Origin of the sequence: Marinobacter adhaerens HP15, from assembly GCF_000166295.1 — a bacterium.
GTDB classification, from domain to species: Bacteria; Pseudomonadota; Gammaproteobacteria; order Pseudomonadales; family Oleiphilaceae; genus Marinobacter; species Marinobacter adhaerens.
The window spans coordinates 2,323,012-2,343,393 of sequence record NC_017506.1; the positions used below are offsets into that span (position 1 = coordinate 2,323,012).

19 protein-coding genes and 1 pseudogene are annotated in these 20,382 nt (G+C 57.8%); 3 read left to right on the top strand and 17 right to left on the bottom strand.

Annotation, left to right across the window (positions count from 1 at the left end; genetic code table 11):
- Positions 1–29 precede the first annotated feature (29 nt).
- The 13 genes and pseudogenes from HP15_RS10990 to HP15_RS11050 all read right to left on the bottom strand — a co-directional run bounded on the left by HP15_RS10990 (position 30) and on the right by HP15_RS11050 (position 11,552).
- Positions 30–776 (bottom strand): sulfite exporter TauE/SafE family protein, encoded by a 747-nt coding sequence (locus tag HP15_RS10990; protein ID WP_014577536.1) that lies wholly within the window; start codon positions 774–776, stop codon positions 30–32.
- Positions 777–906: 130 nt separating this feature from the next.
- The gene (gene putP, locus HP15_RS10995; RefSeq protein WP_041645305.1) at positions 907–2,397 is read right to left on the bottom strand and encodes a sodium/proline symporter PutP; all 1,491 of its coding nucleotides are present in this window, start codon (positions 2,395–2,397) and stop codon (positions 907–909) included.
- A 303-nt stretch (positions 2,398–2,700) separates the two neighbouring features.
- Positions 2,701–3,480: an AraC family transcriptional regulator gene (locus HP15_RS11000; protein WP_014577538.1), complete on the bottom strand. Its 780-nt coding sequence runs from the start codon at positions 3,478–3,480 to the stop codon at positions 2,701–2,703.
- A gap of 100 nt (positions 3,481–3,580) precedes the next feature.
- Positions 3,581–4,222 (bottom strand): dTMP kinase, encoded by a 642-nt coding sequence (gene tmk / locus HP15_RS11005; protein ID WP_014577539.1) that lies wholly within the window; start codon positions 4,220–4,222, stop codon positions 3,581–3,583.
- Complete coding sequence (gene mltG, locus HP15_RS11010; RefSeq protein ID WP_041645306.1) at positions 4,219–5,283, bottom strand: endolytic transglycosylase MltG; 1,065 nt, start codon at positions 5,281–5,283, stop codon at positions 4,219–4,221. Before mltG ends, tmk begins: the two co-directional genes overlap by 4 nt.
- Positions 5,284–5,288: 5 nt before the next feature.
- Positions 5,289–6,107 (bottom strand): aminodeoxychorismate lyase, encoded by an 819-nt coding sequence (gene pabC / locus HP15_RS11015; protein ID WP_014577541.1) that lies wholly within the window; start codon positions 6,105–6,107, stop codon positions 5,289–5,291.
- An 8-nt stretch (positions 6,108–6,115) separates the two neighbouring features.
- Positions 6,116–7,362, bottom strand: a pseudogene (gene fabF, locus HP15_RS11020) (beta-ketoacyl-ACP synthase II).
- A gap of 130 nt (positions 7,363–7,492) precedes the next feature.
- On the bottom strand, positions 7,493–7,726 hold the full coding sequence (gene acpP / locus HP15_RS11025) for an acyl carrier protein (RefSeq protein WP_008174976.1): 234 nt from the start codon (positions 7,724–7,726) through the stop codon (positions 7,493–7,495).
- Between the two features lie 133 nt (positions 7,727–7,859).
- Complete coding sequence (gene fabG / locus HP15_RS11030; RefSeq protein WP_008174974.1) at positions 7,860–8,603, bottom strand: 3-oxoacyl-ACP reductase FabG; 744 nt, start codon at positions 8,601–8,603, stop codon at positions 7,860–7,862.
- Positions 8,604–8,621: 18 nt separating this feature from the next.
- Complete coding sequence (gene fabD, locus HP15_RS11035; RefSeq protein WP_041645307.1) at positions 8,622–9,560, bottom strand: ACP S-malonyltransferase; 939 nt, start codon at positions 9,558–9,560, stop codon at positions 8,622–8,624.
- Between the two features lie 112 nt (positions 9,561–9,672).
- Positions 9,673–10,674: a phosphate acyltransferase PlsX gene (plsX, locus tag HP15_RS11040; RefSeq protein ID WP_014577545.1), complete on the bottom strand. Its 1,002-nt coding sequence runs from the start codon at positions 10,672–10,674 to the stop codon at positions 9,673–9,675.
- Positions 10,675–10,717: 43 nt separating this feature from the next.
- Positions 10,718–10,897 (bottom strand): 50S ribosomal protein L32, encoded by a 180-nt coding sequence (rpmF, locus tag HP15_RS11045; RefSeq protein WP_008174968.1) that lies wholly within the window; start codon positions 10,895–10,897, stop codon positions 10,718–10,720.
- A 100-nt stretch (positions 10,898–10,997) separates the two neighbouring features.
- Positions 10,998–11,552 carry a YceD family protein gene (locus HP15_RS11050; RefSeq protein ID WP_008174965.1) on the bottom strand — a complete coding sequence of 185 codons (555 nt, stop codon included), beginning with the start codon at positions 11,550–11,552 and terminating at the stop codon, positions 10,998–11,000.
- 138 nt (positions 11,553–11,690) lie between these two features.
- Between HP15_RS11050 and HP15_RS11055 the strand changes: the two genes are divergently transcribed.
- Entirely contained in the window at positions 11,691–12,299 is a 609-nt protein-coding gene (locus tag HP15_RS11055; RefSeq protein WP_014577546.1) for a Maf family protein, read from the top strand.
- Between the two features lie 4 nt (positions 12,300–12,303).
- On the opposite strand, the gene HP15_RS11060 is transcribed toward HP15_RS11055, so the two are convergent.
- From HP15_RS11060 to rluC, 3 genes are read right to left on the bottom strand one after another with little or no spacing between them, the layout of a single operon-like run.
- The gene (locus HP15_RS11060) at positions 12,304–13,347 is read right to left on the bottom strand and encodes a S49 family peptidase (protein ID WP_014577547.1); all 1,044 of its coding nucleotides are present in this window, start codon (positions 13,345–13,347) and stop codon (positions 12,304–12,306) included.
- 39 nt (positions 13,348–13,386) lie between these two features.
- The gene (locus HP15_RS11065) at positions 13,387–14,034 is read right to left on the bottom strand and encodes an HAD family hydrolase (RefSeq protein WP_014577548.1); all 648 of its coding nucleotides are present in this window, start codon (positions 14,032–14,034) and stop codon (positions 13,387–13,389) included.
- Positions 14,031–15,089 carry a 23S rRNA pseudouridine(955/2504/2580) synthase RluC gene (gene rluC, locus HP15_RS11070; RefSeq protein WP_014577549.1) on the bottom strand — a complete coding sequence of 353 codons (1,059 nt, stop codon included), beginning with the start codon at positions 15,087–15,089 and terminating at the stop codon, positions 14,031–14,033. The genes HP15_RS11065 and rluC overlap by 4 nt, the downstream gene beginning before the upstream one ends.
- A gap of 595 nt (positions 15,090–15,684) precedes the next feature.
- Between rluC and rne the strand changes: the two genes are divergently transcribed.
- Both rne and HP15_RS11080 read left to right on the top strand, forming a co-directional pair.
- Positions 15,685–18,918: a ribonuclease E gene (rne, locus tag HP15_RS11075; RefSeq protein WP_041645308.1), complete on the top strand. Its 3,234-nt coding sequence runs from the start codon at positions 15,685–15,687 to the stop codon at positions 18,916–18,918.
- A 3-nt stretch (positions 18,919–18,921) separates the two neighbouring features.
- On the top strand, positions 18,922–19,464 hold the full coding sequence (locus HP15_RS11080) for a YecA/YgfB family protein (RefSeq protein WP_008174953.1): 543 nt from the start codon (positions 18,922–18,924) through the stop codon (positions 19,462–19,464).
- Here the strand turns inward: HP15_RS11080 and HP15_RS11085 are convergent.
- Positions 19,461–20,339, bottom strand: coding sequence for a PHP domain-containing protein (locus HP15_RS11085; RefSeq protein WP_041645309.1), 879 nt, complete (start codon positions 20,337–20,339; stop codon positions 19,461–19,463). The two genes, HP15_RS11080 and HP15_RS11085, sit on opposite strands and share 4 nt — an antisense overlap.
- Positions 20,340–20,382: the final 43 nt, after the last annotated feature.

Here is a 20,382-nt window from a genome sequence, read left to right on the forward strand (position 1 = left end):
CTGATTACCCACCCGGGATGACCCTACAATCAGTAGATAACTAGCCTCACCAGAATCGCAGCCACCATGACAAGGGTTATCCCCTTGATCCAGCGTGCGCCGCGTTTGCTCATATTGACCCGGGTAGCAATGAAAGCGCCGGTAACGTTGCCCAGTGCCAGGGTCAGGCCCACGCCCCAGCGCACCTGGTCGTTGAGGGCAAACACCACCAGTGCAGCAAAGGTAAACGGCAACACAATCGAGACCTTGAGCACGTTCACCTGGCGCAAGTCGATCTTGAGCATGTGGTATAGCACCACAAGGAAAAGCACACCGACACCAACCTGGATGAATCCGCCGTACATGCCAACAACAAACATCGCCAGGTAGACAGCCGGGCCAAGCCGCTCGGGCGTCAATGGACGGGTATTGAGAACCGGCTGTGGCAACAACATGAAGACGGAAGCGCCGATCATGGCCGACACCAGCACCCATTCGAACACGGCGTCGGAGACCCAGGTAGCGACCCAGGCACCCACCAGAGAGCCCAGAACCGCAGGAATCGCCAGGTGCAGACTGACAACAAGGTTGCCATGCCCCATGCGGTAGAAGCTGCCTACAGCAGTGATACTCTGCAGGGTTATCGCCACCCGGTTCGTGCCGTTGGCGACCTGGGGCGGCAGACCCAGAAACATCAACAAGGGCAGGGTCAGCATGGAACCGCCGGCAGAGAGAACGTTTATAAATCCGGCAATGCCGCCGATCGACAGTAAAGCCACGATTTCCAGAACAGTCACTCAGTGCGCCCCATCGAAGATTGGAGGATTCGAAAGGAGGAAGCCCCCGATCCGGAATCATTATGACCAAAAAAAGGACTCCCGGAGGAGTCCTTTTCACTTCTTGCAACGCGTTTTGCGCGTTCTCTGTTTACCGTTCGATATGTTGGTATTCTCCGGCATCGGCGGTTGCCGAGCTCACTACCAGGATGGCAATGAAGGCAGCAATGAAACCGGGAATGATTTCGTAAACACCTGGACCACCCATGAACGAACCGTTCCAGCCCAGTGAAATCCAGATCATAACGGTGGCTGCACCGACAACCATACCTGCGATGGCCCCGGCACCGTTGGTGCGCGGCCACATCAGTGAAAGGATGATCAGCGGGCCAAATGCGGCACCGAAGCCGGCCCACGCGTTAGCCACCAGAGCCAGAACCTGAGAGTTCGGATCGGATGCGATGACGGCAGCGACAAGGCCGACGAGGACAACGCACACACGGCCAATATTCACGCATTCCTTGTCGCTTGCTTCCTTACGCAGGAACAGGCGATAGAAATCTTCTGTAAGCGACGAAGACGACACAAGCAACTGACTGGAGATGGTACTCATCACCGCCGCCAGCAGGGCCGCGTAAAGGAAGCCTGTAATCAGCGGATGGAACAGCATGTCTGACAGGATAATAAAGATGGTTTCCGGATCCTGTACGTCCATGCCATTTCGGATGGCGTACGCGCGACCGAACACACCCAGTGAAATCGCGCCGATCAGGGAAATCAGCATCCAGCTCATACCGATGTTCCGGGCAACCGGTACATCTTTCAGGGTGCGGATGGCCATGAAACGCACAATGATGTGGGGCTGACCAAAGTAACCCAGGCCCCAGGTAACCGCAGAGAGCCAGCCGATGAAGGTCAGCCCTTCCGTCCAGGACAGCAAGGTGGGATCGACCTCATTTAGTGTTTGCGACGCCTGGGCAAAACCCCCGCCGCCTTCACCAAAGAGTACGACCGCCGGCATGATGACCAGCGCCAGCATCATGATACAGCCCTGAACAAAGTCGGTCAGACTCACCGCCAGGAAACCGCCCACCACGGTGTATGCCAGAACCACACCGAGGGTGATCACAATACCTACGGCGTAATCGCTCAAACCACCAAAGTTGAAGATGCCGGAAAACGCGCTTTCGAACAGCTTGCCACCGGCGACGAGGCCGGATGCCGTGTAAACCGCGAAGAAGATCACGATGACGATGGCCGACACCGTACGCAGGGACAGGGCCTGTGTCGGAAAGCGGTTCGCCAGGAAAGACGGGATAGTAATCGCATTGCCATAGTGAACCGTCTGTTCACGCAGACGCGGGGCGACCAGTGTCCAGTTGAAGAATGCCCCCACGAGCAAACCAATACCGATCCAGGCCGATCCCAAACCCGACGCAAACAGCGCCCTGGGCAGACCCAGGAGCAACCAGCCACTCATGTCAGAAGCACCAGCGGAAAGCGCTGCCACCTTTGGACTCAGGGCGCGACCGCCCAACATATAGTCCTCAGAGGAAGACGTCGCTCTGCGCATTGCGAAAACGCCAATGGCAATCATGAGCGCGAAATATAAAAAGAGACTTATCCAAACACCAATAGCCATAGGGGCTCCTCCGGTTTAATGAGTCGGACCAGGTCCGCTCGCAAAGCACATGGCTGACCTGACGCCAACTCGCTGCACTATTCTTCTTTTCTTTCCAAGTTCCATCTCGAATGAAGCAGGAATTTTCCTTGTAACAACTTCCTGAACCTGAGCACACAAAGAAGATTTGCGACTCGCGCCCCGCACGCATGCATGAGACCGGGGCTCAGTCGCTATAACTTAGTATTAGTACGGATTCCGGGCTTACGAAATCCTACGATTCTTTTGCACAATCCTACGGGACTGGGAAACCGGCATGCCAAATCAGGCCACTCGGTCACCAACCTGCAGTCGTGAGGGCGTAGTCCCTTTGTATTTACGCAGTGCATTTGTCAGTGCACTTTGAGATGAGAAACCGGTTCGGTAACTGATTTCAGACACCGTAAGGGTAGTTTTGGAAAGGAGGGTAGCGGCCTGTTCGAGGCGTGTCTGTAACAGGAACTGGTGGGGCGTTATGCCTGCCAACTCTCTGAACACCTCATGGAAACGGCTAACACTCAGGCAAGCCTCTCCTGCCATATCTTCGACGGTGATCTTTTTGTGGAGATTTTTGAGAATGTAACGACGGACTGCCTCAGGGCTGATGGCATTCCGGTTTGAGGAGAACGAACGGCCTTCGGTAATACGATCGGCCATGCAGTACAGAATGCTCGAAGCAAGGTGTTGCTGGAGCGTAATATGATCCGGTGCCCGGTCGAACTCGCCGGCGGCAAACTGAACCAGCCCGTGCAAACGACTGTCCATTTGGAGAGTCCGCGGCTTTTCAAAAACCCGCATCATGCGCTCGTAATCGGCGTGTGCTGGCGAGTTGACGGCCGGAGTAAGCGGATCAAGATTGATCACAAGAACATGATTCTTGTCGTTACCGCGATAATCGTGGCGCGCTTCCGTGGGCACCAGATAAGCTCTCCAGGTATCCAGTTGAGCCCCGGCTCCATCGACGCTCAACTCGGCTTCGCCACGCACCCCTATGACAATCTGGTGGTGTTCATGCCGGTGCTGGTGCGCGGCCATGGGAAGCTTCAGAAGTTTCGCGTTAACCATTAAAACTGCCAGCGTTTAACTGAGAATGTTCCTCAATTAAAGCAGAACATTATAGAAAGTGCACGAATGGAACTGGAACCCGAGGGAAAACTCACAGTTTTCAGTCAGCCTGTGAACGACTTAACCAGTGATTCAACAATTCCGAAACCTGCCCGGAAACCTCGGCCAGCGGGCGTGCAGCGTCAATCACGTGATACCTGGAGGGCTGGGCCATGGCGCGAGCGAGATAGGTCTCCCTGATTCGCTGAAAGAATTCCAGATCTTCCTGTTCAAAACGATCGAGGTCGCCCCTCTTTCGGGCTCTGGCCATCCCGGTGTCCACGGGGGCATCAAGGACAATAACATGGTCTGGGCGGATATCACCCTGAACCAGTGTTTCAAGAAGCGCAATTCGCTCCTCCGGAACACCACGCCCCCCGCCCTGGTAGGCAAAGGTCGCATCGGTGAAACGGTCGCATAAGACCCACTGGCCCTGCTCAAGCGCAGGCAGGATTCGGGTATGCAGATGCTGGGCCCTGGCGGCAAACATCAGCAGCAACTCGGTGATTTCGTTGACCGGTTCATCCCTGGGCGCCAGCAAAAGCTCGCGAACAGCCTCAGCCATGGGCGTGCCACCCGGCTCACGGGTGACGATATAATCGACGCCCAGTCCAGCGAGCGTGTCGGCTGCATTCGTCAGCTGGGTCGATTTGCCAACCCCTTCCGTGCCTTCGAAGGTTATGAACTGCCCTCGTACTCTCATCCGGCATCCTCATCAGAATCACTGTTTTTTGGCGCCGGTGAAGAGCGGTAGTCTTCACGCCTGTTTAACTGAAACTCACGTACGGCTTTCTGATGCTCTGCGAGCGTGCGCGAGAATTTGTGGGTGCCATCTCCCCGGGCAACAAAGTACAGGGCATCACCGTCATCCGGGTGCAGGGCCGCATGAATAGCTTCGCGGCCAGGCAGGGCGATGGGAGTCGGAGGTAAGCCATTGATTCGGTATGTGTTGTAGGGCGTGTGCGTGCGCAGGTCCTTACGCCCGATCCGGCCCCGATAGCTGTCACCCATACCGTAGATAACCGTGGGGTCGGTCTGCAGTCGCATTCCCTTCTGCAAACGGCGGACGAACACCCCTGCCACCTGCTCCCGCTCATGGGGCGCACCGGTTTCGCGTTCTACGATAGATGCCATGATCAGGGCTTCGTAGGGATTGTCATAGGGCAAACCCTCTTCCCGAGCCGCCCATTCCTCGGCCAGTACTGTCTCCATCCGGTTGAAGGCACGCTTCAACAAATCCAGATCGGTCTCGCTACTGGTAAAGGCGTAGGTATCGGGGAAGAATCTTCCTTCGGGATGCTCACCCTCGGCTCCAACTGCCGCCATGACCTGCTCGCTGGTCCACTCGCCGGTGATTTTCTGAAGTCGCTCGGCCTGCGCCAGAGCGGCTCGCATATCCTTGAAGGTCCAGCCTTCTATAAACTGGACGTACCAGTGCTTGGTGTCTCCCGACACCATGACACCGATCATGTCCCTGGGGCTCATGCCATCAAGAAACTCGTACTGACCGGCCTTGATCCGCGTCTGCTCGGGCTCCAGCCGACCGTATAACCTCAGCCAGAGCCGGTCTGAAACCAACCCCTCAGCTTCGAGTCGACCAACGACTTCAATAAATGAACTGCCCTGGGGAACGTCAAACAGAAGAGGTTCTTCAAGCACCACCGGCTTTTTCAAGCCTTGTAGCCCCTGCCATACCCACAGCCCGGATCCCGCAGACGCAAGGACGGCGACACAAACGCACGCAAGCAATAACTTCTTGAGCAAACGATTTATTCCAGTGTTTCGAGAGGATTGAAGATTGTCGCAAGTCCGCTATCCACAGGCAAATGATGGCCGGCAATAGTGAGAACCGGAACAATGCCCAGAACGCTGTTCAGGAGAAACATTCCCTGACAATCGGGACCCAGTACATCGGGCACAGTGACGGGGCGCTCTGTTACCGGTTCGCCTCTCTGCCTCAGACGCTCCAGCAGCCACTGCCTGAGAACACCGGCAACCGCCAGACTCGACGCCGGCGGCGTCACCCATCCATCAGCCTGCCGCAGCAGGATGTTGGTACGAGTGCCTTCAACCAGGTTTCCCTCACGATCGGCCATGATGACCTCGAACAGCGATGGCTTGAGCTCGGCGGCCGCCAGGACCTGCTCCATCCGGTTCAGCGACTTGACCCCGGCCAATAACGGATTAACCGCCAGAGTTACCTTGGAGAAATCAACGGCGACACCATCAGAGTCCGGTGTCGGCGGCAAAGCCGATGCCGAAACCAGCAAATTGGGCTCCATCCCCGGATCAGGGCGATACCCTCGACCGCCACTGCCGCGGGTCAGGGTCAGCTTCAGAACCCAGCCGTCGCCCTTGAAGCGGTCCGCAAAACGTTGCCCCGCCTCGACGCAAACGCTGGCGAGCTCTTTGCGCGACACCTCGATACCCAATCGGCCGGCATCGCGCGCCATTCGTTCCAGGTGGCGGGATAGCAGAACCCCCTTCTGACCGGACATCCGAATGGTTTCAAACAGCCCGTCTCCATAGGCCAGACCCCGGTCATTGGCGGGCAAGCCACCGTCGTCAGCCCAGAAAAGACGAAACACGGCGGGGGTCAGCCTTCGTAGCGACGGAAAATCAGGGTGCCGTTGGTACCACCAAACCCGAAGGAGTTGGATAGGGCTACCCGCACATCCGCCTTACGGCTCGTGTGTGCCACAAGGTCCAGATCGCAACCCTCATCCGGATTGTCCAGATTGATGGTGGGCGGCAGGACCCCATCCCGAATCGCCAGAACCGAGAAGATCGCTTCCACAGCACCGGCAGCTCCAAGCAGGTGACCTGTCATGGACTTGGTGCTGCTCATGGCCAGCTTTTCGGCATGCGCGCCGAACACCCGACGAACTGCGGCCACTTCGGCCACGTCACCAACCTGGGTGGAGGTGCCGTGGGCGTTGATGTAGTCGATTTCTTCCAGATCAAGGCCAGCATCACGAACTGCGTTCGCCATGGATCGGGCGGCGCCCTCGCCATCTTCGGGCGGCGCTGTAATGTGGTGGGCGTCGTCGCTCATACCAAAACCGACAACTTCACCGTATATGGTGGCGCCCCGCTCCTTTGCGTGTTCAAGCTCTTCAAGCACAACGACACCGGCGCCATCGCTGAGCACAAAGCCGTCCCGGTCTTTATCCCAGGGGCGGCTGGCCTTTTCCGGTTCATCGTTACGGGTAGACAGAGCCCGCGCAGCCGAAAACGCAGCCATACCGGTACGCGTCGTCGCCATTTCCGAGCCACCTGCCAGCATGACATCGGCGTCGCCATAGGCAATCGTGCGGGCCGCGTAACCAATGTTGTGGGTGCCGGTAGTGCAGGCTGTCACAATCGCAATGTTGGGGCCACGGTATCCGAAACGGATCGCGGCATTGCCGGAGATCATGTTGATGACAGAAGCAGGCACGAAAACGGGGAAACCTTTCGGGGCCCCGACTTGTCCATGGTCAGGACGCTCTTCTCTATGTACTCAAGGCCGCCAATCCCGGAGCCGATTGCAATACCTACTCGCTCCCGATCAAGCTTCTCAAACGACTCCAGGCCACTGCTGTCAACTGCCTGCTGCGCAGCAATCAGGCCATAATGGATAAAGGCATCAAGCTTTCTGGCATCCTTCGGGGACAGGTAGGACTCCATGTCCAGATCCCGAATGGCCCCACCAATTCTGGTGTTGTAGGCAGACGCGTCAAAGCGGTCGATCATACCGATCCCGCTGCGCCCGGCCTGAATCGCTTCCCAGGACGACTCCACGCTATTGCCGACTGGCGACAGCATGCCCATACCTGTGATGACAACTCGCCGTTTAGTCATAACCTGTTGCACCTGATCTTGTCCGAATGAATCTGAACGCCGATTGAACCTGATTTTCGGCCAATAAAAAAGCCGTCCCTCGCTATTTCACAAGGACGGCTTTTTGCCTGGCTTTCTTAAATGCAGAGTATCAGGTGTGCGCGACGATGTAGTCGATCGCGTCCTGAACACTTGTCAGCTTCTCGGCTTCCTCGTCAGGAATCTCGGTTTCAAACTCCTCTTCAAGTGCCATAACCAGCTCAACGGTGTCCAGTGAGTCAGCGCCAAGATCCTCTACAAAAGAAGATGAGTTCTGAACTTCGGACTCTTTAACGCCCAACTGTTCACAAACGATCTTCTTCACGCGCTCTTCAACTGTACTCATAATGTCCTCACTTTGTGTGTCAACCAAGCAACTCTAGTGCTGCCAGTTTAGTTTAAACCCTACCTGCAAACAAGCAGGGATTCTGATAAACATGTTGTGCGACAAGGGGTTGCGCACAGACCCCGAAAGGGGCTTATCCCATGTACATTCCGCCGTTCACGTTGATGGTTTCACCCGTCACGTATCCGGCTGCATCTGATGCCAGGAAGGCAACCACGGCTGCCACTTCTTCCGGCTCACCCAGACGACCCGCGGGTATGATTTCCAGCATAGCCCCGCGCTGCTTGTCGTCCAGTTTTTTTGTCATATCCGTGTCAATAAATCCGGGAGCCACGCAATTTGCAGTGATACCGCGGTTCGACATTTCCTTGGCCAGGCTTCGGGTAAACCCTTCAACCCCGGCCTTGGCGGCGCAGTAATTGCCCTGCCCCGCATTCCCCATACCGGCAACCACGGAGCTGATATTGATAATCCGGCCCCATTTGGCCTTGGCCATCCCACGAAGCACGGCCTTGCTGGTCCGATAGACGCTGGACAGATTGGTTTCCAGAACCGAGGCCCAGTCATCATCTTTCAACCGCATCAGGAGGTTATCACGGGTAATGCCGGCATTGTTGACCAGAATCAGGGGCGCCCCCGATTTTTCCGTCAGCTCCTTCAAACCGGCTTCAATGCTGGCAGGGTCTGCAACGTTCATGACCATGCCGTAACCCTTGTAACCGGCCGACTGGAGATCGTTGGTGATGGATTCTGCACCGGCTTCACTGGTTGCTGTTCCGACAACCTCGGCACCCTGCGCGGCCAGCGCACGGGCAATGGCCTGACCAATACCGCGGGTAGCACCGGTGACCAGTGCGGTTTTACCTTCCAGAGACATGAATAACTCCCTTTCGTTTCAGGACTGACCGAAAGCGTCCAGCGCCTTCGCCAGCGAATCCGGGTCTTCGATACTGTGAACGGCCAAAGCCCGGTCGATACGTTTGGCCAGCCCTGCCAACACTTTTCCAGTGCCGCACTCGACTGCAACTTCGACATCATTGGAAACGAGGGCACGCACAGAGTCCGCCCAGAGCACCGGAGAATAAAGCTGCTTGAGAAGGTTGGCCTTCAGTGTAGCGGATTCGGTCTCGGCGGCAGCGTTAACATTTTGTATAACCGGGATGACAGCATCATTAAAGCGAACATCCTCCAACGCTCTCGCCAGCTCCTCCGCTGCGCCTTTCATAAGTGCGCAATGGGATGGCACGCTTACAGGCAATGGCATGGCCTTCTTCGCGCCTTTTTCCTTGCAGGCTTCAATAGCCCGCTCAACTGCGGCTGCCGAGCCAGCAATAACCACCTGACCAGGGGCATTGAAGTTTACCGCAGATACCACATCGCCCTGTGCCGCATCCTGACAGGCTGCCACAACGGCATCATCCTCAAGACCAAGGATGGCTGCCATCTTCCCTTCCCCAGCCGGCACAGCGTCCTGCATGAGCTCACCACGCAGGCGAACCAGCTTGACCGCTTCAACAAAATCGAGGCTCTCTGCCGCCACCAGGGCGCTGTACTCTCCCAGACTGTGACCGGCGAGAAAATCGGGAGAAGAACCGCCGGCAACAAACCACTGCCGCCAGAGGGCAATACTGGCCGTCAGGAGCGCAGGCTGCGTCACCATGGTTTTATTCAATTCCTCCGCCGGCCCCTTCTGGCAGAGATCCCAGAGGTCATAGCCGAGAACATTGGAGGCTTCGGAAAAGGTTCTGTCGATGATGGGCCAGGCTTCAGCGGCAGCCGAAAGCATGCCCACCGATTGCGACCCTTGTCCTGGAAAAATAAAGGCTGATTTCATAAGCGGGATCTTATCGTCATTGGGTGGTTACGTGAGATTAGCCAATAGTACAAGTTAGGCCAATTATCCGCGAATGCGTGGCCAAACCGGGACAGACTTTAGTCTCAGGCACTCAAAGCATGAGATCGTCGAGACGCTCGTTGATACGGCGGGGTACTTCCAGCTCAACTTCCCGAACGGCCTGTCGAATGGCCGACAACATGGCCCGCTCGTTGGCGTTGCCATGACTTTTGATCACCACGCCCTGAAGACCGAGCAAACTGGCACCGTTGTGTCGGGAAGGATCCATCAATTGCAGAAGCCGACCGATAATCGGACGGGCCAGCAGGCCGACCAGTCGGCCGTAGAGATTTCGTGTGAAGGCCTGTTCCATCAGCTCTATGAGGAGACCGGCAACACCCTCGCCGGTTTTCAGGGCTATATTGCCGACAAAGCCATCACAGACGACCACATCGGCGACGTCCCGGAACAGATCGCTACCTTCCACATAACCGATGTAGTTGATGGTATCGCACTGGGCCAGCATATGAGACGCCAGCCGGACCTGTTCATTGCCCTTTATCTCTTCCTCACCGACGTTCAGAAGAGCGACCCTTGGTTCCGCCTGGCTGCAGATCGCAGAGGCCATCAGGGACCCCATCAGGGCATACTGATAGAGATTCTCGGCGGTTGAGTCGACATTGGCGCCGAGATCAAGGACGTGACAGCGCCCCCTGAGCGAGGGAATCAGTTTGGCAATAGCCGGGCGCTCGATACCCGGATACATGCGGATAATGGTGCGCCCGAACGCCATCAATGCACCGGTGTTACCGGCACTGACACAGCCCTGGGCCTCGCCATCGCGGACAAGACTCAGGGCGATGGCCATGGAAGAGTTTTTCTTGTGGCGGAGAGCGTGGGAGGGGCGCTCGTTCATCCGAACAACGTCTGCCGCCTCGACAATGCGAATTCGGGCGTGCCCCTCACGCAACAAAGCCTCGAGCTCGCTCCGGATTCCCACCAGAACGATGCTCAAGGCTTCGTTTTCACGCACCGCCCGCAGCGATGCGGCAACCACGACGGCAGCCCCGCGGTCGCCACTCATTGCATCAATCGTGATGGTGACCGGCTTCACCGTTCTGCCATCCGATTCGGGACGGTGCATAGCGGCAACGAGATTACTCGTCGCGTGCTTCGATTACCTGCTTGCCGCGGTAGAAGCCGTCCGGAGACACGTGGTGACGACGATGAACTTCACCAGTAGTCGCATCGGTGCTCAGAGCAGCGGCGCTCAGGGCGTCGTGTGAACGGCGCATGCCACGCTTGGAACGGGTCTTACGGTTTTGCTGTACAGCCATGATTATGCTCCTGACCTGTTAACGTAAACTTGAATTGCTGAATAAGTAACGTCTGTTCGTTAAATGTGCGCCGGTCTCCCGAGGGACGACCCACGCCCGGTTAATGCTTTGTCTTCTTGAGATCCGCCAGGACACTGAACGGATTCTCACCCGACTTTCTCACCGGCTCTGCCCCGGAGCTGTCAGGCTCGTAGGCTTCCAGATCTTCCCGGGCAGGACACTGGTCCCGTTCGTGAAGCGGAAACGGTGGCAAAACCAGCAACAGCTCGTCTTCCACCATCGACCAGAGGTCCGCCGTAAAATCATCGGTCAAAAACGGCTCGAGTTCTTTCGGCAGCTGTTGCGCCTGCTCGTCACTGGTAACAAGACCCAGCTTGAACTCGGAGACCAGAGTCACGCTCATGGCGCCCATGCACCGCTGACACTCCAGATCAACCGGGGCCGCCAGCTCGCCCGAAACAACGCGACGACGCTCACCATCCATAAAAAAAGACAGTTTGACCCGGCACGCAGCGCCTTCCGAAAACCCGAGAACGGATTCACGAAAACGGCCAAGCCCGCTGATGGGAATCACTCCCTCCAGTGTGCTGTTATGTTCCGCTAACCGGTAAGGATCAACAGATTTGGGCAACTCGGCGTTGGACGCGTTTGACATAGGCGCGCAATTTTAGGGGCGCAGCCGGCCGCTGTCAAAGACTTCGTTGCTTTTTCACGGGGGTTCCAGTGCAGATAGGTGTAATTTACGATAATCGCACAACAGATGCACCGGCCAGATACTTAAAGGACTCGATCAATGCCCCCAAAACCGCTTTTACTGGCGTCTTCATCACCGTACCGGAGAGCGCTCCTGGAGCGGCTTGGCTTGCCGTTCACCTGCGCAAGCCCGGATATCGACGAATCACCCTATCAAGGCGAGACCGGCGAGGCCCTGGCGACACGTCTGGCCGAGAGCAAGGCCCGCGAATTGGCGGACCGGTTCCCCGGCCACTGGATCATCGGCTCGGACCAGGTCGCCTGTCTGCCCGACGGCTCGGTACTGAGCAAGCCCGGCAACCACGAAATGGCGACAGAGCAGTTACGCCAGAGCAGCGGTCACAGGGTACTGTTTCTTACAGGCTTGGCGCTGCTCGACTCCGATTCCGGCAAAATCGACAGCCTTTGCGAGCCGTTTAACGTCAGGTTCCGGGAACTGGCTGATGAGGAGATAGAAGCCTACCTATTGCGGGAGAAACCTTACGACTGCGCCGGCAGCTTCAAGATGGAAGGCCTCGGCATTACTCTGTTCGAGGCCCTTGAGGGCCGGGACCCGAACAGCCTGGTGGGCCTCCCCCTTATTGCCCTGAACGATCTGCTGAGGCAATGGGGCCGGAATCCCCTGCTGGAAAACCGGCCTGCCTCATAAGGCATTACCGAAGCTCGAGCCGGGACTCGACCAGTTGACTGGCAAAACCCTCGCCAAAGGCGACGCCAAGCTGATCAACAATATCCTGGAACGGTGATTTGCGACGGCTGTAGTCCACCAGTTCCTCCTGACCTATGATCTGCCGGGCAACGTGTGATGCGCTGCCGAGCCCATCAGCCAGGCCAAGCTCAACGGCCTGCTCGCCACTCCAGACCAGCCCGCTGAACAGACGCTCATCATCCGCCAGACGATCACCACGCCCTTGCTTGACCGCTTCGATAAACTGCTGGTGGGTGTTTTCCAGGACACTCTGCCAGAAAGTGACTTCCTCTTCCTGCTCCGGCGAAAACGGATCAAGGAACGCCTTGTTCTCACCGGCCGTGTAGAGACGGCGATCCACGCCGATCTTCTCCATAACCTCGGTAAAGCCGAAACCGCCAGCCACCACCCCAATCGAGCCGACAAGGCTGGCCCGGTTGGCATAGATCTCATCCGCTGCCGCAGCAATGTAATAGGCCCCGGAAGCGCCGATGTCCGAGATCACAGCGTAGACCTTTTTCTCGGGATACTCCTCCCGCAGGCGCTTGATCTCATCGTAGACATACCCGGACTGCACCGGGCTCCCACCCGGGCTGTTGATGCGCAGAATCACTGCTACCGAGTTTGGCTCTTCGAAGGCTGTTCGCAGAGAACCTACAATATTGTCTGCACTGGCCAGTTCGTCGGCAGCGATCGGACCGTTTATTTCTACCAGAGCCGTGTGCTTGCCGGTTACACCCTCCAGTGAATCGCCCAGGGGAAACTTGATCAAAAACAGCAAGGCAATCAGGTAACCAAACGTCAGGAACTTGAAAAAGATACCCCAGCGCCGGCTCTTGCGCTGCTCAGACTGCAGCGACATGACGAGTTTTTCGATGAGCTTCCAGTCACGTCCGGACTCGGGCGGAAGCTTCGGTGACTTGCGCCCGAAAAACGGCTTACTTTCTTTTTCAGGCTCCACCGGTTTGTCACCCCAATCGGCAGACTTATCAGATTCCCAGTCACTCATGTGCGCATCCTGTCAGCAACGTCAATGAATTCGGTCTGTTTACAGCCCCAGCACCCGCCGGAGGTCTGGCACGGATTCAACAATGGCATGGGGCGAATAATCACCCAACACATCCCGCTTGTGCACACCCCATTCAACGCCGATGGAGGGCATGCCGATACGCCGGGCCATATCAAGATCGTATCGGGTATCGCCAATCATCACCGCCTCTTCGGGCTCAATGCGATAGAAACGAAGAATCTCCTCAAGCATGGCCGGGTCGGGCTTGGAGCGCGTCTCATCGGCACAACGGGTGATCTCGAAGTGGTCGCCAAGACCGCTGGAAGCCAGCGCAAAGTCCAGGCCGCGCCGGCTCTTGCCGGTTGCCACAGAACAACTGCGACCGGATCCTCGCAGATCTGCGACCACATCGGCCATACCCTCAAACACGTTTTGCGGCGTTGTCACCTTGCTGAAGAAATAGCGTCCGTATCCGTCGCGAATCCTGTTCATTTCTTCCCGACTGATACCGGGATAAAGCTTCTCCAACGCCTCGACCATGCCAAGCCCGATAATATCCCGGTACGCCTCACGCTCCAGGGCCGGAAAGCCCAGCTCGGTTGCCGCCTGATGCAGGCTGTCAGCAATATGCTCAACCGAGTCCACCAGGGTCCCGTCCCAGTCAAAAATTACTACTCTGACGTTCATTGATCGTTTCCTTTAAGACGCCCGGAAAGTTTCCTGAGCACGTCATTGAATGCATCGTCGTAAGGCGCCTCAAGGCGCATAGCCTCACCCGAGACCGGCAAGGTAAACTCCAGGGCCCGCGCATGCAGCATCAGCCTTTGCCCGCCAATGGACCGGAACGCCTTGAGGCTGACATCATCCATATACTTGTCGTCACCCGCAATCGGATGACCGGCCCAGGCGCTGTGCACGCGGATCTGGTGTGTACGACCGGTAATTGGCGACGCCTCGACAAGGCTGTAGCCCGCGTAATGCTCGAGGCAGCGGAATGTCGTCAGCGAGGCCTTGCCGGCAGCGTCAACCTTCACCCGACGCTCGCCATTGGGCATCTCGTAGCGCAGCAGAGGCACATCCACCCGGTCAACGCTGGCCGGCCAGTCGCCGGCGACCAGCGCATGGTAATGCTTGCGGATTCGTTTCTGCCGCAGCTCATCCTGCAGGTACCGAAGCGCCGACCGCTTCTTGGCCACCATGATCAGTCCGGACGTATCCCGATCCAGACGGTGAACGAGCTCCAGAAACTTTGCCGTCGGGCGAGCGGAACGAAGCACCTCGATCAACCCGAAACTCAGGCCGCTGCCGCCGTGTACGGCGATACCGGACGGTTTGTTGACCACCAGCATCTGCTCGTTCTCGAAAACAACCGCGGATTCCATCACGCCCTGCACCCGGGAGCCGGGCGCCACCTGATCCGGCTTTTCCTTTCGGGTGATCGGTGGGATACGCACCTGATCACCGGTTCTCACCCGGGAATCCGGCTTGACCCGTCCTTTATTGACCCGAACCTCGCCCTTGCGGATGACACGATAAATAATGCTCTTGGGCACACCGCGAAGCTGGGCAAGAAGGAAGTTATCCACCCTCTGACCCTCGTTGTCTTCGTCCACGGTAACCCACTGGACGCCCTGACGGACTTCTCCACGAACAGCCTGACTCTCACTGCCGGCCCTGCTGGTGTTTTTTGCCCTCTCGGGCCGCGGTTGGGCTGGCTTTCTGCTCGCAGACTTTCGAGACATGAAGTTCCTTGGCTACTGGAGTGACTGCAGGATTGAACGGCTGCATGAATACTGTTATATTCCGGCGTGCTTTGCCGTTTGTCTACGGCCTGACCAACTCAAGTCAGAAGCCGGAGCGGCAGAAGTATACCGACACTATTCGAGAGTTTGAACGCCGTGCACCCAATCACTACCGGGAACGGCGAGAGAAATGCTCCCGGAGGACCAGGACAGATCTTCGAAAGGCTGCATCCTGTACCCGGGAGAGAGAAAAACCGCGCGGAAAACCGCGGGCGACATCGCGAAGAATCACTGCCACCCAGGGCCGGGCCGTCCAGCATACGAATACGACGTGAGACCCAGGCACCTGAGTGAACCTGAAAACGGATAACATGCGTCAACAGACACGAACCTTACACGACCTCTCCCTGCCCACAGGCAGCCGGATCGTCGGCGTTGGTCTCAGACCGAAAGGATCAAACCCCAGAAGGGTCTGATTCGTCTGGCCGCCGGTCCGCCCTTGATGTAACAGGGCCCGCGGCACGCACATCCTGCTTCGCTGATGCGATCCCCTCCGGTTTTCTGTCAAATTAAACGACAGGAACTCTTTCTTTCCATGAAAAGAATGCTTATCAATGCAACTCATCCCGAAGAGTTGCGCGTCGCCCTGGTTGACGGCCAGCGTCTATTCGACCTTGATATCGAATCCAGCTCCCGCGAGCAGAAGAAAGCCAATATCTACAAGGGCCGCATTACCCGGGTCGAGCCCAGTCTCGAGGCCGCGTTTGTGGATTTCGGCGCCGAGCGCCACGGCTTTCTGCCGTTGAAGGAAATTTCCAAGGAATACTTCAAGAAGTCGCCCGGCCAGATCGAAGGCAAAATCAACATCAAGGACGTTGTTTCCGAAGGCCAGGAAGTAATTGTGCAGGTCGACAAGGAAGAGCGTGGCAACAAGGGCGCAGCCCTGACCACGTTTATCTCCCTGGCAGGTCGCTATCTGGTACTCATGCCCAACAACCCCCGTGCCGGCGGCATCTCCCGTCGCATTGAGGGCGATGAGCGGGCGCAGCTCAAAGAAGCGATGAACGATGTTCAGGTGCCGAAATCCATGGGCATCATCGTTCGTACCGCCGGCATCGGCCGTACCACTGAAGAACTCCAGTGGGATCTGGACTACCTGGTGCAATTCTGGGAGGCCATCACTCAGGCCGCCGGCGAGCGCAAGGCACCCTTCCTGATTCACCAGGAAAGCAACGTTATCATCCGTGCGGTCCGTGACTACCTTCGCCAGGACATCGGCGAGGTTCTGATTGACGCTAATGGCGTCTATGAGGACGTCCTGAATTTCGTTCGTGCGGTCATGCCCACCTTCGAAAACAAGATCAAGCTGTACAAGGATGAAATCCCGCTGTTCAGCCGGTACCAGATCGAAGGCCAGATCGAGACCGCCTTCCAGCGGGAAGTGAAATTGCCCTCCGGCGGCTCCATCGTGATTGACCCGACCGAGGCCCTGGTTTCCATCGACATCAACTCTTCCCGCGCCACGAAAGGTCAGGATATCGAGGAAACCGCGCTCCAGACCAACCTGGAAGCGGCAGAGGAAATCGCCCGCCAGCTGCGCCTGCGTGACATGGGCGGCCTGATTGTCATCGACTTTATCGACATGACGCCTGCGAAGCATCAGCGGGAAGTTGAACAGAAGATGCGTGAGGCCCTGGAAATCGACCGGGCCCGGGTTCAGGTGGGCAAGATCTCCCGCTTCGGCCTGCTGGAAATGTCCCGTCAGCGCCTGCGCCCCTCCCTGGGAGAGACACGCAGCGAAGTGTGCCCCCGATGTGAAGGTCAGGGCACCATTCGTGGCATCGAGTCCCTCGCCCTGAGCATCATGCGCCTGATCTACGAAGAATCGTCAAAGGATAAGACCGGCGAAGTACGAGCCGTTGTGCCCGTTTCTGTCGCCACTTTCCTGCTCAACGAGAAGCGCAAGCAGCTGGCCGACATTGAAGCCCGCCAGGAAGTGAGCGTTGTCGTGGTGCCGGTTCCGCATATGGAGACACCGCATTTCGAAATCATCCGGATGCGTCAGGATGAAACAACGCCAGAGCACATTTCCAGCCATCAGGTGGCCCAGGAGTACAGCGAGCGTGAAGAAGAAATCTTCGAGGCGCCGACCCCTGAGAAGCCGGTACGCGAACAGGCTGCGGTAAAAGCAATCCGGCCGAGCGCACCCGCACCCGCGCCTGCCCCGGCCGCACCGAAGGCTGATGAAACCACTGAACAGGAAGAAGGCCTCTTCCGCCGGCTGGGACGCAAGATCGCTGGTTTCTTTAGTGGCGAAGAAGAACAGAAAGTCGAGAATCGCGAGCAGAGCCAGAGCCAGCGCGAAGATCGTCGCAACCAGGGCCGTCAGGACCGTCGCAAATCCCGGGTAGCCCGCGGCGATGACCAGCGTGCAGGTGGCAACCGCAGTGGCAACGAACGTCGCCAGGGCGGCCAGCAGGGCCGTGGTGACGACAACCGTGGCCGCGGCCGCAACCGCAACGACGACCAGAACCGTGGCAACCAGAATCGCCAGGCATCCGAAAACAAAGGCCAGGATAATCGCGGAGGCGACAACAAGAGCGCCGATAACAAAGGCTCTGAAAATCGTCGTGACAACCGTCGCGACAACCAGGGCCGCGGCCGCAACAGGCCCCAGCGCGACCCGAAGGATAATCGCGAGCAGAAGGACCAGAAGGATCAGGGCCAGCAGGATAATGCAGCCAAGTCCGGTCCAGCGGACAAGACCGGTTCAGAAGAGAAACGCAGAAAGCCACGTCGCCAGCGCAACCGCGACGGCTCTCCGTCTGAAGCACCGGCGTCCGCTCCGGCTGATCGAAAAGCCGCTCGTAGCGAGAAGCATCAGAAGGACACGCAGCCGGAAAACGGTCGTGACGATGCCAAGCCCGAAGTGAAAGCCGAGCAGGTAAAGGAAACCGTCAACAAAGCGTCTGACAAGCCCGAAACCAGCGCTGAGACTGCGCCGGCAGCCAGCGAAGCACCGAAACCGGAAGCTGCTCAGAAAGAGCCGGCAAAAGAGCAGAAGCCCGAGAAGGCATCCGCAGACAAAGCGCCGTCGGAGAGCAAGCCGGAAGCGAAACCGGCAGCGGAAACAAAACCCGCTGCAGATAGCCCGGTTGAAAAGCAGGAAGCTGTCCAAGCGAAACCTGAAAAAGCCGAGCCCGCCAAGGCTGAACAAAGCTCCGAACCCCTCGAGAAGCCTGAGGAAAAGAGCGAAAAAGTTACCGGGCAGGCGCAAGGCGCAGCCACAGACAAAGAGCCTGCCAAGAGCACCGCGGCCACTGATGAGCCAAAGCCGGTGACTGACCAGGCTCCCGAGAAAAAAGAGGCAGCTCCGAGGCCAAAGCCGGAGTCCAGGGCCACAGCCGACGGTGAACAAGCGCCGCGGGCGAAGAAGCAGCCGGCGAAGCCCAAGGAAGCGCCAGCCGCCAAGACAGAACCGGAGGAGGCACCACAACCCGAGAAGGCTGAAAAGCCAGCGGAGGAGAAGGTAGCACCAGAGCGTAAGGCTCCCGAGGCTCAACCGGAGCCAAAGCAGCCGGAAGCAGCGCAGGCCAGCCCCGAAAAGGCCGAGCCCAAGAAAGCCGAGCCCGAAAAAGTTGAGCCCAAAACCGCAGAGCCAGTGAAGGAAGAGACGCCTTCCGCTCCGGAGGCAACGGCCAAGGACACGCCTGCCGATGCCCCGGCAGTCGACGTTCCTGTAACACCGGGCCGCGCTTACAATGATCCAAGAGAAGTCCGCAAGCGCCAGAAGGCCGCGGAAGAGGCCAAAAAGGCCGGGAGTAACTAACTGATGCTATCGAACTCCGACATAGAAGCGCTGGAAGACATCCTCTTTGCCGAGCCCTGGGGCGATGAAGCCCTGGATTTCTTCGGTTTCCATGGGGTGGTCTGCGCCAGCGTCGTCGGCCCGGCTGAACTGAGCGCGGAAGAAATCTTCCGCCTCGCCACGGGCACCGATCAGGTGCCCGACACCGGGATTCCCGAGGTGTTCAGGCGCTGCTCGACCCAGCTGGCCAATGACATGGCCCATTCCCTGGACATGGGGCAGTCTCTGGAACTGCCGGAGCCGGAGGATGGCGACCCCATGAACGCACTGGAAAACTGGTGCGCCGGGTTCGTGGACACCTTTCTGGAACACGAAGAAGAATGGCTCGAAGCAGCTAGCGAAGAAGAAGCAGCGGACCTGATGGTGCCTATGCTGACACTCTCAGGACTGTTCGATGACGAGGACTTCCAGAAGGTTCGCAACAGTGAAAAGCTATCCCGGCAGATGGCCGACGCCATCCCGGACTCACTGACGGATCTGTACCTGCTGTTCCACGCGCCGGATTAAGCCGGCGCCGCACCCGGAACAGGTTGTCTGAACGAATGCCAGACCGGCTCAAGCCCGTCTGGCATTTTCATGATGCGGCCAAGCTCACACCAGGGAGCCCCGGGAAAGTGAAAATCACTGCCCTGGGATGCCAGCAATTCCTCTTTCCGACAAAGCTCTGCAAGAAACCCCAGATCACCACTGGATTGACCTGAAGTAGACACTTCAATTGCCTGCCCCCCTGCCCTTCGGAAATCCGCGGTCAGTTCCCTGAGTTTGGTTGCCGTAAGCTGGTATTTTCGGGGATGGGCAAGAACCGCAACGCCACCTGCCTCGGTGATCCAGCGCACGACTTCTGGAAGCTCCGGCCAGAAAGCTTTTACATCACCGGGCTTACCGTTACCCAGATATCGCTTGAATGCCTGGGCAGCATTGCGAACAACGCCAGCCTCTGTCAGAACCTGTGCAAAATGGGGCCGTCCAGGCACATCGCCACCGGCAGCCTCGGAGGCCTTATCGAGAAGGCCATCAACACCAAGCTTACCCAGGCGGTCCGCGATCATGCGGGCACGAGCCCAGCGATTCTCGTTCTGCTGCTCCAGCGCCTGCCTGAAACCGGCCTGCCCGGGATCAAAATCCAGACCGACGATGTGGATGGTCCGGCTTTTCCAGAGGCAGGAAAGCTCAACCCCGGGAATCAGGATGATACCCTGCGCCTGCGCAGCCGCCTCGGCTTCGGCAAGGCCAGCGATCGTGTCGTGGTCAGTAAGGGCCAGGTGGGTAACCCCCCGACCGGCAGCGCGCTCGACCAGTGCCGCCGGTGATAGCGCGCCATCGGAAGCCGTGCTGTGGCAATGCAGATCAATGCACAAATGCGGGTCTTGCGGTATAGTCACAAAATATCCTGAATCTTCAGATAACTGGCGGCTTGCCAGGGTT

What these genes read in the sequence shown, in the direction of transcription:
- putP (WP_041645305.1), bottom strand. Translation starts at nt 2,397, where the DNA reads ATGGCTATTGGTGTTTGGATAAGTCTCTTTTTATATTTCGCGCTCATG.
- HP15_RS11000 (WP_014577538.1), bottom strand. Translation starts at nt 3,480, where the DNA reads ATGGTTAACGCGAAACTTCTGAAGCTTCCCATGGCCGCGCACCAGCAC.
- tmk (WP_014577539.1), bottom strand. Translation starts at nt 4,222, where the DNA reads ATGAGAGTACGAGGGCAGTTCATAACCTTCGAAGGCACGGAAGGGGTT.
- acpP (WP_008174976.1), bottom strand. Translation starts at nt 7,726, where the DNA reads ATGAGTACAGTTGAAGAGCGCGTGAAGAAGATCGTTTGTGAACAGTTG.
- fabG (WP_008174974.1), bottom strand. Translation starts at nt 8,603, where the DNA reads ATGTCTCTGGAAGGTAAAACCGCACTGGTCACCGGTGCTACCCGCGGT.
- fabD (WP_041645307.1), bottom strand. Translation starts at nt 9,560, where the DNA reads ATGAAATCAGCCTTTATTTTTCCAGGACAAGGGTCGCAATCGGTGGGC.
- rpmF (WP_008174968.1), bottom strand. Translation starts at nt 10,897, where the DNA reads ATGGCTGTACAGCAAAACCGTAAGACCCGTTCCAAGCGTGGCATGCGC.
- HP15_RS11050 (WP_008174965.1), bottom strand. Translation starts at nt 11,552, where the DNA reads ATGTCAAACGCGTCCAACGCCGAGTTGCCCAAATCTGTTGATCCTTAC.
- HP15_RS11055 (WP_014577546.1), top strand. Translation starts at nt 11,691, where the DNA reads ATGCCCCCAAAACCGCTTTTACTGGCGTCTTCATCACCGTACCGGAGA.
- HP15_RS11060 (WP_014577547.1), bottom strand. Translation starts at nt 13,347, where the DNA reads ATGAGTGACTGGGAATCTGATAAGTCTGCCGATTGGGGTGACAAACCG.
- HP15_RS11065 (WP_014577548.1), bottom strand. Translation starts at nt 14,034, where the DNA reads ATGAACGTCAGAGTAGTAATTTTTGACTGGGACGGGACCCTGGTGGAC.
- rluC (WP_014577549.1), bottom strand. Translation starts at nt 15,089, where the DNA reads ATGTCTCGAAAGTCTGCGAGCAGAAAGCCAGCCCAACCGCGGCCCGAG.
- rne (WP_041645308.1), top strand. Translation starts at nt 15,685, where the DNA reads ATGAAAAGAATGCTTATCAATGCAACTCATCCCGAAGAGTTGCGCGTC.
- HP15_RS11080 (WP_008174953.1), top strand. Translation starts at nt 18,922, where the DNA reads ATGCTATCGAACTCCGACATAGAAGCGCTGGAAGACATCCTCTTTGCC.